The organism is Halosaccharopolyspora lacisalsi (genome assembly GCF_014137975.1).
Taxonomy (GTDB): Bacteria; Actinomycetota; Actinomycetes; order Mycobacteriales; family Pseudonocardiaceae; genus Halosaccharopolyspora; species Halosaccharopolyspora lacisalsi.
This window is the reverse complement of sequence record NZ_JACGWZ010000006.1, coordinates 319,604-334,682: the sequence shown is the minus strand read 5'-3', so window position 1 is coordinate 334,682 and position 15,079 is coordinate 319,604. Positions and strand designations below refer to the sequence as shown.

Annotated in this window: 12 protein-coding genes, 1 tRNA gene and 2 pseudogenes; 7 read left to right on the top strand and 8 right to left on the bottom strand. The window is 68.6% G+C overall.

Going from position 1 to position 15,079, the window contains the following annotated elements:
- Window positions 1–45: 45 nt before the first annotated feature.
- The gene (gene lat / locus FHX42_RS20415; protein WP_182546027.1) at window positions 46–1,389 is read right to left on the bottom strand and encodes an L-lysine 6-transaminase; all 1,344 of its coding nucleotides are present in this window, start codon (window positions 1,387–1,389) and stop codon (window positions 46–48) included.
- Between the two features lie 535 nt (window positions 1,390–1,924).
- Here lat and FHX42_RS20410 point away from each other — a divergent pair.
- On the top strand, window positions 1,925–3,328 hold the full coding sequence (locus tag FHX42_RS20410; RefSeq protein ID WP_220480605.1) for a peroxidase family protein: 1,404 nt from the start codon (window positions 1,925–1,927) through the stop codon (window positions 3,326–3,328).
- A gap of 114 nt (window positions 3,329–3,442) precedes the next feature.
- Here FHX42_RS20410 and FHX42_RS20405 read toward each other — a convergent pair whose 3' ends face one another.
- Window positions 3,443–4,831, bottom strand: coding sequence for a hypothetical protein (locus FHX42_RS20405; RefSeq protein ID WP_182546025.1), 1,389 nt, complete (start codon window positions 4,829–4,831; stop codon window positions 3,443–3,445).
- 39 nt (window positions 4,832–4,870) lie between these two features.
- Between FHX42_RS20405 and FHX42_RS26025 the strand changes: the two are divergent.
- The 3 genes and pseudogenes from FHX42_RS26025 to FHX42_RS20395 form a co-directional block, all read left to right on the top strand.
- Window positions 4,871–5,859: pseudogene (locus tag FHX42_RS26025) on the top strand (neutral/alkaline non-lysosomal ceramidase N-terminal domain-containing protein); the annotation flags it as partial.
- A 53-nt stretch (window positions 5,860–5,912) separates the two neighbouring features.
- A complete protein-coding gene (locus FHX42_RS26015) occupies window positions 5,913–6,431 on the top strand; it encodes a neutral/alkaline non-lysosomal ceramidase C-terminal domain-containing protein (RefSeq protein WP_220480603.1) in 519 nt (172 codons plus the stop codon).
- Window positions 6,432–6,532: 101 nt separating this feature from the next.
- On the top strand, window positions 6,533–6,871 hold the full coding sequence (locus FHX42_RS20395; protein WP_182546024.1) for a hypothetical protein: 339 nt from the start codon (window positions 6,533–6,535) through the stop codon (window positions 6,869–6,871).
- Window positions 6,872–6,908: 37 nt separating this feature from the next.
- Here the strand turns inward: FHX42_RS20395 and FHX42_RS20390 are convergent, their stop codons facing one another.
- Entirely contained in the window at window positions 6,909–7,112 is a 204-nt protein-coding gene (locus FHX42_RS20390; RefSeq protein ID WP_182546023.1) for a DUF397 domain-containing protein, read from the bottom strand.
- 48 nt (window positions 7,113–7,160) lie between these two features.
- On the opposite strand from FHX42_RS20390, the gene FHX42_RS20385 reads away from it, so the two are divergent.
- Entirely contained in the window at window positions 7,161–7,946 is a 786-nt protein-coding gene (locus FHX42_RS20385) for an IclR family transcriptional regulator domain-containing protein (protein WP_182546022.1), read from the top strand.
- A 120-nt stretch (window positions 7,947–8,066) separates the two neighbouring features.
- Here FHX42_RS20385 and FHX42_RS20380 read toward each other — a convergent pair.
- Window positions 8,067–8,936 (bottom strand): annotated as a pseudogene (locus tag FHX42_RS20380) (glycine/sarcosine N-methyltransferase); the annotation flags it as partial.
- Between the two features lie 748 nt (window positions 8,937–9,684).
- Between FHX42_RS20380 and FHX42_RS20375 the strand changes: the two are divergent.
- Window positions 9,685–11,196 (top strand): acetyl-CoA hydrolase/transferase family protein, encoded by a 1,512-nt coding sequence (locus FHX42_RS20375; RefSeq protein ID WP_182546020.1) that lies wholly within the window; start codon window positions 9,685–9,687, stop codon window positions 11,194–11,196.
- A gap of 80 nt (window positions 11,197–11,276) precedes the next feature.
- On the opposite strand, the gene FHX42_RS20370 is transcribed toward FHX42_RS20375, so the two are convergent.
- Both FHX42_RS20370 and FHX42_RS20365 read right to left on the bottom strand, forming a co-directional pair.
- Complete coding sequence (locus tag FHX42_RS20370) at window positions 11,277–12,254, bottom strand: zinc-binding dehydrogenase (protein ID WP_182546019.1); 978 nt, start codon at window positions 12,252–12,254, stop codon at window positions 11,277–11,279.
- Window positions 12,255–12,353: 99 nt separating this feature from the next.
- On the bottom strand, window positions 12,354–13,067 hold the full coding sequence (locus FHX42_RS20365) for an SDR family NAD(P)-dependent oxidoreductase (protein WP_182546018.1): 714 nt from the start codon (window positions 13,065–13,067) through the stop codon (window positions 12,354–12,356).
- A gap of 73 nt (window positions 13,068–13,140) precedes the next feature.
- Here FHX42_RS20365 and FHX42_RS20360 point away from each other — a divergent pair, with 73 nt between their 5' ends.
- Window positions 13,141–13,932, top strand: coding sequence for a helix-turn-helix transcriptional regulator (locus tag FHX42_RS20360; RefSeq protein WP_182546017.1), 792 nt, complete (start codon window positions 13,141–13,143; stop codon window positions 13,930–13,932).
- A gap of 137 nt (window positions 13,933–14,069) precedes the next feature.
- Here FHX42_RS20360 and FHX42_RS20355 read toward each other — a convergent pair.
- Window positions 14,070–14,142: transfer RNA gene (locus FHX42_RS20355), tRNA-Ala, on the bottom strand.
- Window positions 14,143–14,242: 100 nt separating this feature from the next.
- The gene (gene sepX, locus FHX42_RS20350; RefSeq protein WP_328796488.1) at window positions 14,243–15,019 is read right to left on the bottom strand and encodes a divisome protein SepX/GlpR; all 777 of its coding nucleotides are present in this window, start codon (window positions 15,017–15,019) and stop codon (window positions 14,243–14,245) included.
- Window positions 15,020–15,079 lie beyond the last annotated feature (60 nt).

The following is a 15,079-nucleotide window of genomic DNA, read 5'->3' as shown; positions in this document are numbered from 1 at the left end:
GGGTAACCACCGACCGCGGAAGGCTCGGTCACCGAAGGCGGAGCGTCATCCCGGTGCCAGTTCGCCGAGGGTCTTGCGCAGCGACAGCACCGCGTCGGCGATCTCGTCCTTCCGAACCGACAACGACGGACGCCAGCGCAGCGACCGCGGCCCCGAGGGCAGGAACAGTACGTTGTGGTGCTCGCGGGCGACCGCGATCGCCCTGTCACGCAGCGCCGGGTCGGTGAAGTCGATCGCGCACATCAGACCCCGCCCGCGCGGAGCTTCGACCAGCGAGGGGAACTCCGAGGACAGCACACGCAGCTCGGACAACAGCAGCTCGCCCATGCGGCGACTGCTGTCCAGCAGGTGCTCGTCCTCGACCACCTCCAGAATCCGGGTCGCACGCACCATGTCCGTCAGCGCACCACCCCAGGTGGAGCTGATACGGCTGCCCTCGCGGAAGGCGTTGTCGGGGACGTCGAGCACCCGCCGACCACCCATCACTCCGCACACCTGCACTCGTTTGCCGAACGCGACCAGGTCGGGCGAGAGCCCGAGCGTCTGGTACGCCCAGGCACTGCCGGTGAGTCCGCCACCGGTCTGCACCTCGTCGGCCACGGTGAGCACGTCGTGCTCGCCGCAGAGCTCCTGCATCGCGTGCAGGAAGGCCGGCCGGAGGTGTCGGTCTCCACCTTCGCCCTGCACGGGTTCGTAGCAGAAGCACGCGATCTCGTGGCCGTACCGCCGCAGCGCCGCTCCGGCGGCTTCCACCGCCACGCGCTCCTCCGGGAGGAGCTCGGGGTCGTCCCAGTCCTCACCGGGGACGACGGCAGGGCTCGGGATGCGCGGCCAGTCGAACATCGGATAGTCCCGGATCTTGACCGGATCGGTATTGGTCAGTGACAGCGTGTAGCCACTGCGGCCGTGGAAGGCGTGTTCGAGGTGCAGCACCCGCGAACCCCGAACGGCCAGCCCCTTCCTCGCATTGATCTTGGTCTTCCAGTCGAAGGCGACCTTCAACGCGTTCTCCACGGCCAGCGTTCCGCCGTCGATGAAGAACAGCAGCGGCAGCCGCGGATCCCCCAGCACGCGCTGGAACGTCTCGGCGAAACGGGCCTGCTCGGTGGTGGCGAAGTCGGGGTTGGCCGGCTTGACGCGGCCGGCCCGCACCAGCGCCGCCTCGAAGTCCGGCTCCCGCAGCCCCGGGTGGCCGTGCCCCAGCGGCGCGGAACTGAAGAACATCGTCATGTCGAGGTACTCGGTGCCGTCGCGCGCGTCCCGCAGACGACAGCCGCGTCCCGACTCCAGATCCACCACGACGTCGAGCAGGTCGCCCGTCACGCGTTCACGCAATTCGGTGACTGGGTCCTTGGTCGCCTCGAGGACGGTTTCCTGCTGCACGGTCATGTTCGGCCTCCGATCACGGTGACAACCTTGCCCGGCACATCGACCCGTTGCATAAAATTACTACTACTCAGCATGATCGAAAGCAATATTTACCGGAAAATACCTTCACCGCAGAAACTTTTCCTTCTTCTGGGGCGTAGCGTTCCTCCGCGACGGACTGCTCACCCCGTTTGAAACCCCTGCTCCATTCGAGTGGTTCACAACGCCGGTCATTGCCACTGAGTAGTCAACCTCCTACTTTCACCCTCAGCCGATCAGGGAAATCGGCACACCTGGAGGAGTAGCGAGTTCTCGCGAGGGGGCAGCGAGACCGCGAATGACCGCCTACTCGCATCCCGCGACGCCGGTCGGCACGAGGCGGGAACCGACCGGGTCACCGCCGCGCCAGCACGTCACGTAGGCGCAAGCACGACGTCATCACTGTCCGTTCAAGCACCAGTGACCGATTTTGGGGGTCTTCATGGCAGTGCACGGATGTCAGAACCGTGGTCAGCACGTACCCGAGGGCAGCACCTTCTCGGGCCGGTTCGGTCGGATGTTCTCGAACGTACCGCCCCGCAGGGCCACCGGCCTGCCGCTGGCCGAGGAGTTCGGACTGCCCGGCGGCAAGGTCGACGGCGGCCGCACCACCGACGACCAGCAGAGCGCGGTTCTCGACTCGGGATTCACCTACCTGGGTCAGTTCGTGGACCACAACATCACTTTCGACCCGACCAGCATGCTGGGACAGCAGACCGACCCGCAGGCGTTGCGCAACTTCCGCTCGCCCCGGCTCGACCTCGACCACGTCTACGGAGGCGGGCCCGCGGTCAACGAGGTCCTCTACGACCCCGCTTCGCACCAGACCAAGCTCTCCCTGCATCCCCGGGGCCACGACCACACGCGCACTCCCGACGGCATCGCGCTGATCGGGGACCCGCGCAACGACGAGAACCTGCTGATCTCCCAACTGCACCTGGCCTTCGCCAAGTTCCACAACCGCGTCGTGGACGACCTGCGTGCCGGCGAGATCACCGACGTGTTCGGGACCGGTTTCCCCGAGCAACCGAGCCCGCCGCCGGACGACGTGGCGGGAACACCGCTGACCGATCTGATGGAGCTGGGCAACTACTACGACGAGCTGCTGGCGAAGGCCCAGCAGATCGTGCGGTGGCACTACCAGTGGATCGTGCTGCACCAGTTCCTGCCGCTGGTGGTCGGCAGGGACCTGATGGACGACATCACCGAGAACGGCCTGCGCTACTTCGATCCCGGGGACAGACCGTTCATCCCGGTGGAGTTCTCGGTGGCCGGGTTCCGCTTCGGCCACGCCACCATCCGCTCTCATTATCGAGTCAACGACGATTTCTTCGCCCCGGTGTTCCCGGAGGACCCGGAGGCCCCCGACACTCCGCGCACCGACCTCCGCGGCAGGTCCCCCGTCGCGCCGGAGCACAAGGTGGACTGGCGGTACTTCTTCCAGGCCGACCCGGACGTACGCGCCGCGCAGGCCAAGCGGCTGGAGGCCAAGCTCAACTCCCGGCTGCTGGATCTGCCGGTGCGTACGGTGCCGGGTGCGGTGGACGGGGCGCTGCCGTCCCAGCTCGGCTCGCTGGTGGTGCGCAATCTGCTGCGCAGCGAGACCCAGCAGCTGCCATCGGGGCAGGACGTCGCCCGCAAGATCGGCGAGATCCCGCTCGGCGACGAGGAGCTGGAAAGCGAGGGACCGATCTACCTCTGGTACTACCTGCTCAAGGAAGCCGAGGTACTGCACGCGGGCAGGCAGCTGGGTCCCGTGGGCGGGCGCATCGTCGCCGAGACGCTGGTCGGGTTGCTGCAGGCCGATCCCACCTCCTACCTGTCGGTGTTCCCGCGCTGGGAGCCCACGGTGGGTGGCGTCGGCAGCGAGTTCGGCATCGTCGACTTCCTGCGCTACGCCGGGGAACTACCGGAGAAGTGACGGACGCCGAACCCCGGTAACCGCCGTAGCCACGCGGGGTTTGTGCAGTTTCGCGCGAAACTGCACAAACCCCGCGTGGCCGGGAAGAACACCTCAGCGGCCACGCGGATCTACCTACGCGGTGGTCGCCTCGCCCTCGACCGGCGCGGAAAATCCCTGATCACGCAGCATCCCGTTGATCTTCCAGAGTCCGAGCGGTGCCGGACGAACCAGGGTGATGCTCGGATCGTCCCGCCCGGAGATCTCGGCGATCTTGGCCCGATCGGCGGGATCGGCACTGTCCCACCGGGTCACGGCGCCCAGATCCCGCAACGCGTCGAGCATCCTGGCGAGGTCCTGCCGCCACAGGTGCTGCCGGGCATCGCTCACCGCCTCGGCTTCCCCGAGATCGAAAGTCGCCACGAGGGTGTCCCGCACCGCGAGGTGGAGCAGCTCCTCCGGAAGGGGCGACTCGCCACCGGAGTAGAGCCCCCACCACAGCACCGGGAGCACCTCGTCGAACGAGCACGCCAGCAGCGAAGCGCTTCCGGAGTCACAGAGATCGACGCCGAGCTTGCCGAACGCGTCGAACGCCCTTCCCCACAGTTCGAGCGGCTTGTCCAGCAGCGGGGCCGCCTTCTTGACCGGGACGAGCTTGCCCTTGACCGTCCGCGCGATCCCAGCCTTCTTCGCCCAGGCCACGGTCAGCGAGACCTGCGGCAGCGACGCGCTGCTGCGTGTCTTGGCCGGCGCGGACCGGTCCACGCCGAGCGATTCGGCCAGCTCCCGCCCCTGGGCGACGGTCAGGCGGCCGGTCCTGGTCAGAGTACGTCCCGTACCCAGCCATCCGGCGAACGTACGCAACCGCGCGACGATGTCGGCGGCCCGCGCCGCCTCGATCAGCTCCGGTTCCGGGGGCAGTCGCACCGGTGCCGGTTCGGGCAGTTCCGGACCGGACGGCACCGGATCGGCCTCCGACTCCCGCCGCCGCATGATCTCGTCCAGCACGCTCTGGTCCACGGTGACCTCACCGGAGTGCACCGCGTCGATGAACCGCCGCACGGCGTCCTGGTCCTCCGGGTCGACACCGTGCTCGATCATCCGAGTGGTCCAGAACTTGCCGATGTCGTAGTTGCGCTCGTCGGCCATCGCGTCCAGAAACGCCCGCTGGTTCTCGTCGATCGTCGCGTGCAGCTCGGCCACCGGAGCGCTGCCGGAGCCCAGCCACCGACGTTGCCCCAGGAAGTCGACCAGCGCGTGCAGCGTCGGCACCACACCGCCGCACTCCGGCAGCGACAGAGCGGCCTTGCGGGGAAACCACTCCAGCAACAGCGCGCGCAGATCGGCCGACCGCCACCGATCGAGCCTCCCGTCGCGGTCGTACTTGCCGTCCAGGGCGGCCATCAGGGCGAACGAGTCCCCCTCTCGTCCGCTCCGTCGCGCCCACTCGGCGACGGACTCCAGGAGCTCGTCCCGAGCGGCGGAGTACTGCTCAGCCTCGTCGGCCGAAAAAACCAGGCGCATGAGCGCCATGCTGCCGCAGCTGATCGATCCGGCACCAAAATGAAAAACTTTCACTTCAGCTGCTCGTCGACGACCGTGACCCGCATCACGATCACCTCGGAGGTCGAGATGCACGAGGGTCCGTCGCTGGGACGGCGACCACTGCTCAAGGGCGCGGTCGCCGCACTCGCCACCACCGGGACCACCGGGAGCGCACAGGCCGACGCCGAGCCATCCGCGCCGTACCTGGTGGGGCGCGGGGACGGGCCGGTCGGCGTGATCAACTGGTTCGCCACCCACGCCACGAGCCTGAGCCCGGACAACACCCTGATCAGCGGGGACAACAAGGGGTACGCCGCCTACCGCTGGGAGCAGGAGGGCTCCGGCGTGGACCACCGCTCTGGCGAGCCCGGCTTCGTGGCGGCGTTCGCCCAGTCCAACAGCGCGGACATGTCCCCGAACCTGGCGCTGAAACCCGGTACAGGACCGACCGACGACGAGTTCGCCAACACCCGCATCATCGGTCGGCGCCAGTACGAGGCAGCGGCGGAGCTGGCCCGGCAGCCGGGGCGTCGGATGCGCGGCGGCGTGGACTTCCGCACGTCCCACGTGGACATGAGCGCGGTGACGGTGCTCCCGGAGTTCACCGGTGACGGTCGGACGCACTCCACGTGCGAAGCCGTCCTGGGTGCCGCGTTCGCAGCGGGGGCCGAGGACGGACCCGGACCCTCGATCTTCGAAGAAGGCGCGGGAACAACCCCTTCTTCGGCACCATCAGCAAGGCCCTGTACCGGGCTTCCCCCGAGCTCCAGGACTGCCAGGCGCCCAAGGACGTCCTGCTGGCCGTCGGGGCGCTGGGCTGGACGCCCGAGGTGCTGCCCGTCCAGCTGATCCGCATCGGGACGCTGCATCTGATCGCGTTGGCGCAGGAGGTCAGCATCGTGGCCGGGCTGCGACTGCGCCGCACGGTCGCCCGACGGCTCGGTGTCGACACCGCCGACGTCCTGGTGGCCGGTTACGCCAACGACTACGCCGGTTACCTGACCACGCCCGAGGAGTACGACCAGCAGTCCTACGAGGGCGGACACACCACGTTCGGACGGTGGCGCTGCCCGCCTACCAGCAGGAGTTCGCGAGACTGGCCACCGACATGGCCGCGGGGCGCCCCAGCGACGAGGGGCCCTCCCCCTCCGCCGATCCCGAGGGCGGCAAGGTCGAGCTGCAACCCGGGGTCGTGCTCGACGCACCGCCGCTCGGCAAGGAGTTCGGTGACGTCCTCGAAGGGCCGGAGGCGTCCTACCGCCCGGGCGAGCAAGTCCGGGTCGTGTTCGCCTCCGCTCATCCGGGCAACGAGCTGCACCGGGACGGGACCTACCTCGAAGTGCAGCGCCGCGACGACTCCGGCTGGACCGCCGTGGCCGACGACGGCGACTGGTCGACGAAGCACCACTGGGCACGCCGGGGCGTCGCCGCCTCCACGGCGACCGTGACCTGGGACGTTCCGGCCGACACGACCCCGGGCGTGTATCGGGTCGTGCACCACGGCGACGCCAAGGACGTCACCGGACGGATCACCCCGTTCACCGGCGCGTCCGGGACCTTCGGCATCTCGGCCTCGTGAACCGGGGGTTGGACACCTTCATGTGTGGTAAACCAACTATTGGACACTCGTGTCTGCCAGGTGCTGGACATACCCGCGACGGCGAGTGGTGGGCTGTTCACGTGCCCGAAGTGGACCGGGTCACCCAGGGACGCACGCTCGCCGAAGCAGACGAAGTGGCCCGCGACCTCATCAGTGCCATGCTGGAGGAAACCGACGGGATCGAAGTGGAACCGAGCGCCATCGAACTGCACCTCGACATTCGACTTCCGGACGAGGTACGCACTCATCTCCAGCAGGCCGACGAACTACGGGACCAGGCGCAGCAGACCCAGCAGGCAGCCGCCGAAGAGCAGGCCGAAGCGGTACGCATCCTCCGGCGAGCCGGGGTGAGCCTGCGGGATGCCGGCCGTGCGCTCGGACTGTCACATCAGCGAGTGGGCCAGCTCGCCCGCCGGTGAAACGCGTTATCCGCCTTCTGCGTAGGTCGACCGGTGATCAGCACGTGGTGGCGAGCGCGGCGGCGGTGAAGTCGAACTCGCCGTCGACGGCTCCGGCGACGAAGGCCGCCCACTCGCCCTCGTCGAGGCGGAACTCGACGCCGGTGCGCAGCGACCTCACCAGGGTGTCGGTGCCGGGCCGCGTAGCGGTGACGACACCATTGGCACTGGTCAGACCCTCGCAGGCTTCGCGGACGAACATCGACCACGGCGCGCCACCACGACCACCGGCGCGCCTTAGCCTGGTGGGATGGGTGAGGAACGCGGTGAGCACTTCGTCAGGGCCGTCGAGCGGGCGATGGCGGTACTGCGCGCCTTCTCCGCCGACCGGCCCGAACTGACGCTGACCGAGGTCGCCCACGCGACCGGGCTGGACCGTGCCGGTGCCCGCCGCCTGCTGCTCACGCTGGTGGACCTGGGCTACCTCGACCACGACGGGCGGCTGTTCACGCTCACTCCCCAGGTCCTGGAGTTCGGCTACGCCTACCTGTCGAGCCGCCCGCTGCCGCAGATCGCCGAACCCCACCTGAGGCGGTTGACCGCGGAGCTGCGGGAGACGAGCTCGATGGCGGTGCTCGAGCAGGACGACATCTGCTACATCGCTCAGGCCCCCAGCCCCAAGCTGCTGTCCGCGACCATCCCGGTCGGCACCCGGGTCCCCGCGTACGCCGCCTCGATGGGCAAGGTGCTGCTCGCGGGGCTGCCGCCCGAACGCCTGGAGGCCAGGCTCGGGGCGATGGAGCTCAGACCGATCACGAACAGCACCGTCACCAGGAGGGAGACCCTGCGCACGGAACTGGCGGCGGTGCGCAGGCAGGGTTACGTGATCACCGACGACGAGCTCGAGACCGGCCTGCGGGGCGTCGCCGTGCCCGTCCGCGATCACGAGGGGCGGGTGTTCGCCGCCGTCAACGTGTCCCTGCACTCCAGCAGCGCACCCGAGGACGTGGTCCACAACGAGGTCGTCCCCCGGCTCCGCACGACCGCTTCCCGCATCGAGGCCGACCTGAGACTGAAGCCCGCCACGCCGATGTAGCCGGGGCGAACGCAGCCGTCGCCGAGCCCGGCGGCACCGGGACTCGGCGACGGCGCGGTCACTCGTGGTTCCCGAGGACCTCGGCGGGGTGCCCGAGAAGGACGATCAGGCGTCGTTCAGTTCACTCGACTCCCGATACGATTTCTCCGCCACGTGGATGAAGTAATCGGGTTCGGATTCGGTGTAGGTCTGCTGGAAATCACCGAAGGTGTCGATCTTCTGGAATCCTACGTCCCGCATGAGACCGCGCAGGTACTTTTTCCGCAACGGATACATGTTCAGGAAGAACTCGCTGCCGTCCGGGAAGGTGTACTTGTACCGGGCGAGTCCCTCGTCGACGTGATCCGGTTCCGCCGAAACCTGGTCACCGCAGTAGTAGTAGGTGCGGTTGCTGCCGGAACCCTCGTCCAGCACGGCGTCGTAGTTGCGCTGATCGATGATCAGCACGCCGTCGTGCTTGAGCATGGCGTAGAACTCGGCCAGCGCCTTGCGCCGGTCGTGCTCGGAGAACAGGTGGGTGAACGAGTTTCCCAGGCAGATGATCGCGTCGAACTCGCCGTGCACGTCCCGGTTGAGCCAGCGCCAGTCGGCGTTGACCACCCGCAGGATGTGACCACCGTAGGCCAGGCCGTTGCTGAAGGCCTGGGCCAGCATCTGCGGGCTGCCGTCCGCGCTGACCGTGTCGAAGCCTTCCTCCACCAGGCGAGCCGAGTGGAAACCGGTTCCGGTGGCCGCGTCGAGCACGCTGTGCACGCCCCGCGACTTGAGCTGGTCGATGAAGAACCGCCCCTCGCCCTCGGAACGCTTCTTCCAGTCGATCAGGTCGTCCCACTTGTCGACGAATCCACCGACGTACTCCCGGGTGTAGTGATCGGTGTCACGAACCTGGGTCGGATCGTCACCGAACACCTGCTGTTCCAGCTCGATGGAACTGACGCTCGAATCGGCATTGCGGTCCTCGTGCGGACTCGTGTTCGCGCTCTTGGTCATACTCCGTTTCCCGAACTCGTTTCGACCACACACCGACATGATGTGCGGCATGGTCCCGACAGCGCGGCATGTCCCACCACGAAGAGCTGTCGGAGACTCACGAACTCCGGCGCAGTGACGCCATCATCCATAAGGCGTTCGATGCCGGCGGCGTCATTGCCCGGCTTATTGGGGACACATTTCCGTGTGCCGCTCATGACGCTAGGGCACGGAGTCCGCGAGACAAGCGGGAAATCCCTGTGACCCTCTGCACAGCAAATGGCGCGGTATTCCCACATCGACGCGAAAAAGCCGCCTGACCAGGAGGTTCTCCGGTCCTTCCAGTGGCCGCGAACACCCTGCCGGAAGCCGGAAATCCATCCCCGCGTGTTCGCTCAGCGATTGCTCGTGTCGCCGCACGAACATCGCCGCGAACGGTCACCACCGGCACGCGAGGCTCGGTCGCCGACCTCTCGGACCGCCGAGGCGATCTCGTATTTCACCAGCGCAGGAACAGTACTGCGACATCGACACCCACCGGGCGGGAGCGCTCCGGAGACCGACGCCACAGCCCTCGACGCCGGATTTGTTGCACAAGTCACGATTTGCGCGCTGAGACGTGCACCATACGATCCGCGTCACAGTCGAACGCCCGAACACGGGGAATCGTTCGAAAAGCCGACGACAACGTCATCGAGCCGACAGCGCGGCGACCGATTCGGCGAATCGGTCGGACAGCGGCCGCGCACCCGGAGAAATGGAGCCACTGATGTCCGGAAGGATCCGAAACCACCGGATGGCGAGCAAGGTCGTCGAGGCCGACGAGGCGGCCCGGCTGATCCCGGCGGGGGCCAACGTCGGGATGAGCGGGTTCACCGGTGCCGGATACCCGAAGGAGGTCCCCGGGGCACTGGCCAAACGGCTCGCCGAGGCCAACGCCTCGGGAGATCCGATGCGAGTCAGCCTGTGGACCGGAGCCTCCACCGCTCCCGAGCTCGACGGTGCCCTCGCCGAGGCCGACGGCATCGAACTGCGGCTGCCCTACCAGTCCGACCCGGTCAGCCGCGAGAAGATCAACTCCGGGGCGATGGACTACACCGACATCCACCTCTCGCACGTCGCGCAGCGGGTCTGGCAGGGATTCCTCGGTCCCCTGGACGTCGCCGTGGTGGAGATCAGCGGGATCACCGAGGACGGCAGGCTGATCCCGTCTTCCTCGGTGGGAAACAACAAGACCTGGATCGACCAGGCCGATCGGGTGATCCTCGAGGTCAACTCCTGGCAGAGCGAACAGCTCGAGGGCATGCACGACATCTACTACGGCACCGCGCTGCCCCCGCACCGGAACCCGATCCCGCTGACGGAGCCCGGCGATCGCATCGGTGTCCCCCACCTGGAGTGCCCGCCCGAGAAGGTGGTCGCCGTGGTCGAGACCGAGTCTCCCGACCGCAACACGGTGTTCAAGGAGCCCGACGAGGTGTCCCGCATGATCGCCGGGCACGTGCTGGACTTCCTCGGCTCGGAAGTACGCCACGGACGCCTCCCCCAGGACCTGCTACCGCTGCAGTCCGGCGTGGGAAACGTCGCCAACGCCGTGCTCGCCGGCCTCGGGGACGGTCCCTTCCACGAGCTCACCGCCTACACCGAGGTCATCCAGGACGGGATGCTGGACCTCATCGACTCGGGGACGTTGCGCACGGTCTCGGCGACCGCGTTCTCCCTCAGCCCCGCGGCGGTGGAGAGGTTCAACAACAACGCCGCCGACTACCGCGAACGCATCCTGCTGCGCCCCCAGGAGATCAGCAACCACCCCGAGGTGGTGCGCCGACTGGGCTGCCTGGCGATGAACGGCATCGTCGAGGCCGACATCTACGGCAACATCAACTCGACCCACATGATGGGCAGCCGCGTCCAGAACGGCATCGGCGGTTCGGGGGACTTCGCCCGCAACGCCTATACGTCGATCTTCGTCACCCCCTCGACGGCCAAGAGCGGTGCGATCTCGACCATCGTGCCCATGGTCTCGCACGTCGACCACACCGAGCACGACGTCGACGTGCTCGTCACCGAGCAGGGCGCAGCGGACCTGCGCGGTCTGGCACCGAGGCAGCGCGCCCGGAAGATCATCGAGCACTGCGCGCACCCGGACTTCCGGCCCGCGCTGCGGGACTACTACGAGCGCTCGCTGGCCGGCTCCCACGGCGGACACACCCCGCACCTGCTCGACGAGTCCCTGTCCTGGCACGTGAAGTACCTGCGGGAGGGAACGATGCGGGCTTGAGGTCGCGGGCCGTGCCGACCGGGGCACGTCCCCGTCTCCGGTCGCGGCGCCCGGAGACGGGGACGTGCCCCGACTGCTGCTCACACGAGCAGCAGGGTCTTGCCGGGTACGGTACGAGCCTCCATCGCCGCGTGCGCCCGGTCGGTCTGCTCCAGCGGGAAGGTGCGACCGATCGCCGGTGCGATCCTGCCCGCCACCGCCTCGGCCATCGCGGTCTCGGCGCTCTTGTTCGTACCCGCCCGGAACGCGTCGTTCAGTTGGTCCGGCCCGATCACGGTCACTCCGCGACGGGCCGCGTCGCTCTCCTCGATCACCGTGGGGGCACCGCTGGAGGCCCCGTGCACGGAGAAGCGGCCACCGCGAGCGGTCGCCTCGAACGCCGACCGGCCGATCTCCCCGCCCACTCCGTCGAACACCAGATCCGGTCCGGCTCCACCGGTGATCTCGCGCAGGCGCTCGGTCCAGCCCGGCTGCGAGTGGTCGAGCACGGCGGCGGCGCCCAGCTCGCCGGCGAGATCGAGCTTTTCCGCCCCGCGCGCCGCACCGATCACGTGCGCACCCGCGGCACGAGCCAGCTGCACCAGGAGGCTGCCGAGTCCACCTCCCGCCGCCTCGACCAGCACCCATTCACCGGGCCGCACTCGTGCGTTGTCCACCAGCCCGATGGCGGTGCCACCGTCGTCGAGCAGTGCGGCGGCATCGGACAGTTCGAGCGCGTCGGGGACGGGAATGAGCGAATCCGCGCCCGCGACCGCTCGTTCGGCGTTCCCGCCCAGACCGGACGCGGTACGAGCGACGACACGGCGCCGGATCCACCCGGCGTCCACGCCGTCGCCGACCGAAACGACCGTTCCGGCGACACCGGTTCCGGGAACGTACGGCGGTTCCGACAGCGGCGGTCCGGGAGTGGACCCGCGACGCAGCTGCGTCTGTATGAAGTCGATCGGTGCCACCGACACCTCGATCACCACCTGGCCCGCCCCGGCCACCGGTTCCGGATCCGCATCCATGACCAGCGCGTCAGGACCGCCGAATCCCGTGGCTCGCACTGCTCGCATCTCGCTACCTCGCTGAATCCCGATTTTTCGACCAACCGCGAACAGGATCGAACTTCGACCATAATCGAAGTCAAGTGGCGCGATTCGCCGCCCGGGAGCTCACCACGGCACAGCGGTTCCGCCCCACGAGTGGAACTCGCCGGTGGGGCCGTCGTCCGGCAGCAGCGCCAGCCGAACGGCTCCCCGAGCAGCCTCGGCCGGATCCCCGTCGCTGGCCGCGGCGCGCGGGTTGAGGTCGGTCGCCCGCAGTCCGGGTGCGAGCGCGTTGACCTTGAAGCCCTCACCGGCGAGCGCCTGGGCGTAGAACACCGTCAGCGCGTTCAGCGCCGTCTTCGACGACCGGTACGCGGCGGCCCACCCGGCCTCGGGGAACCGGGCCTCCGGACCCGTGCTCCAGGTCAGCGACCCGGTCCCGCTGGAAACGTTGACCACTCGCGGCCTCGCGGACCGGCGCAACGCCGGGAGAAACGCGTTGGTCACCGCTACGGGCCCGAACAGGTTCGTTTCGTACGTCCGCCGGAAGCCGTCGACGTCCGCCTCGGGAGCCGGCCTGTCGTCGGTCCCGAGACCGGCGTTGTTGACCAGGACATCCAGGTCCTCGACCTGCTGCGCGGCAGCGGCGACGCTCTCACCGTCGGTGACGTCGAGCGTCAGCAGCCGAGCGCTGCCGCCGATCTCGTCAACGGTCCGCCGTCCCCGCTCGGCGTCGCGCGAGCCGACGTGGACGGTGAATCCGGCCGCCACGAGCTGTCGTACGATCTCCCTGCCGATACCCTTGTTGGCGCCCGTGACGAGCGCGATGGAGCTGTTCATGCCCTCGACGATGGCGTCCGGCGAAGTGGCGAACCAGGTATAACCGATACCTGGATCCCCGGGGAGGTGGCGAGTGACGCGACGGGAGCTGGCTCTTTTCCTGCGTGACAGGCGGGAGAACCTACGTCCTGGAGACGTCGGCCTGCCCACGGGTCCGCGCCGCCGCGCGCCCGGCTTGCGCCGCGAGGAGGTCGCCGACCTGGCCACCATGTCCGTCGACTACTACGTTCGGCTCGAGCAGGCCCGAGGACCGCGCCCCTCACCGCGGATCCTGGATTCCGTCGCCGATGCGCTCCGGCTCACCCCGGCCGAGCGGGCGCATCTGTTCCGCCTGACGGGTGTGGCTCCGCCGCCACCCACCGCCCCGGCACGCCGGGTCCGCCCGCACGTGGTCGAGCTGCTGCACCGGCTACCCGCGACGGGAGTCGTCGTCACCGATGCCACCTACGACGTGATCGCCCGGAACCCGCTCGCGGAAGCCCTGCTGGGAAACCTCGACGAGGAGCCCAACCTGGCCCGCCGTCGGTTCCTGCACCTCAACCCGTGGGAGGTCTCCGGCAGCGAGGAGTTCGGGCACATCGCGGCGGCACGGCTGCGCGGCGCCGCCGACCGCTACCCGGACGACGAGCCGCTCGCACGCCTGCTGGCGGAGCTGCGCAACGGCAGCGAGGAGTTCGCCGCGGCCTGGGACACCGCCCGAGTGCGCCCCCCGGGCCACCGGACCAAGACGGTGAGCCATCCGGAGACCGGCCGACTGCACCTCAACTGCGACGTGCTCACCATCCCCGACGACCAGCAGGTCGTCTTCATCACCGCGGACCCGGGCACCGCCTCCGCCAGGGCCATGAGACTGCTCTCCGGCTGACGGAAGCGGCCGGCGCTCAGGTTCCACACGCCGCCGCGACGACGTACGAGCATCCCGCACCGTGACAACAAGGAGGCCGCCCCCGCCTTGTCGGCGGAAACGGCCTCGGAAGAACTACTCGCACGGTGCGAGTTCGGTGGAGCTGCGGGGAATCGAACCCCGGACCTTCTCGATGCGAACGAGACGCGCTACCAACTGCGCTACAGCCCCTTTTCGATTGTCCCGCCGAGGGCGCCCCTCAACGAGTGCTCGAACAGCATAGCAAGCCGGAACAGCCCCTCGACGACACCCCCTCCCCGCGCCGTCGCGGTCACTCACCCGAGGCGCGCCGGTAGGGCCGCCAGGTCCGCTCGTCCAGCTCGTCGAACATCGGGTCGTCCTCGTCGATGTCGACCATGACGGCCTGCGTGGCGGGATCGTCCTCCCCGGGCTCCCGGCCTCCCGCCGAGTACTCCTCCGACTCGTGGTCGGCGTACTCGGCCGACTCCGGCTCGTACCCCTCCTCCGAGGCGTCGTCGTCCTCCTCGGAGTCACCGGAGAGCCGTGCCAGCCTTCGCGAACGGATGTCCTCCTCGATCCGCACCTGCCTGCGCAGGTAGACGAGGTAGCCCACCAGACCGAGATCGACGAGGACGTGCAGCCACCACAGGACCGGCCAGGCCAGCGCGGCGATCACGGCGGTAACCACCGCGGCCAGCAGGACGATGAGCACGATGCGCTGCCTGCGCGCGTACTTCGTCCGGGCCGCGAGCGCAGCCGCCTCGGGGTCGAACCCCCCACGCCCCGGCCGGTACCGGCGTCCCGCACGGGCGTCGTCGCTGTGGACCTGCTGACGCTGTTCGTCCTCGAGGTCCGTCGAGTCCACGTCCGTCTCGTGCCGGTCGGCGTCGGGCATCGCGAAAGCCTCCTCCACCCTGTCGTTTCCACGCGTACCGGTTGCCGGCCTTCGAGTCCCCCCACGCCGAACCACCCGTGCCGCCAGCGCGGAATCGGTGGTCCGGGCGATTCGCTGGCGGCGGCGGGCGAACATCGGTACCAGCACGAACAACCAAGCTGCCGCCAGCGCCACGAAGATCAACGAGCTCACGCCTCGTCACCTCCCCCTGAAGCCACGGCAGCACGCGCCTGCGAACGTCACGCTAATCAT

Bases quoted from the DNA above. Each gene is read 5' to 3' on its own strand.
- lat (WP_182546027.1), bottom strand. From the start codon at position 1,389: ATGACCGTGCAGCAGGAAACCGTCCTCGAGGCGACCAAGGACCCAGTC.
- FHX42_RS20410 (WP_220480605.1), top strand. From the start codon at position 1,925: ATGTTCTCGAACGTACCGCCCCGCAGGGCCACCGGCCTGCCGCTGGCC.
- FHX42_RS20405 (WP_182546025.1), bottom strand. From the start codon at position 4,831: ATGCGCCTGGTTTTTTCGGCCGACGAGGCTGAGCAGTACTCCGCCGCT.
- FHX42_RS20390 (WP_182546023.1), bottom strand. From the start codon at position 7,112: ATGTTCGTCCGCGAAGCCTGCGAGGGTCTGACCAGTGCCAATGGTGTC.
- FHX42_RS20385 (WP_182546022.1), top strand. From the start codon at position 7,161: ATGGGTGAGGAACGCGGTGAGCACTTCGTCAGGGCCGTCGAGCGGGCG.
- FHX42_RS20375 (WP_182546020.1), top strand. From the start codon at position 9,685: ATGTCCGGAAGGATCCGAAACCACCGGATGGCGAGCAAGGTCGTCGAG.
- FHX42_RS20370 (WP_182546019.1), bottom strand. From the start codon at position 12,254: ATGCGAGCAGTGCGAGCCACGGGATTCGGCGGTCCTGACGCGCTGGTC.
- FHX42_RS20365 (WP_182546018.1), bottom strand. From the start codon at position 13,067: ATGAACAGCTCCATCGCGCTCGTCACGGGCGCCAACAAGGGTATCGGC.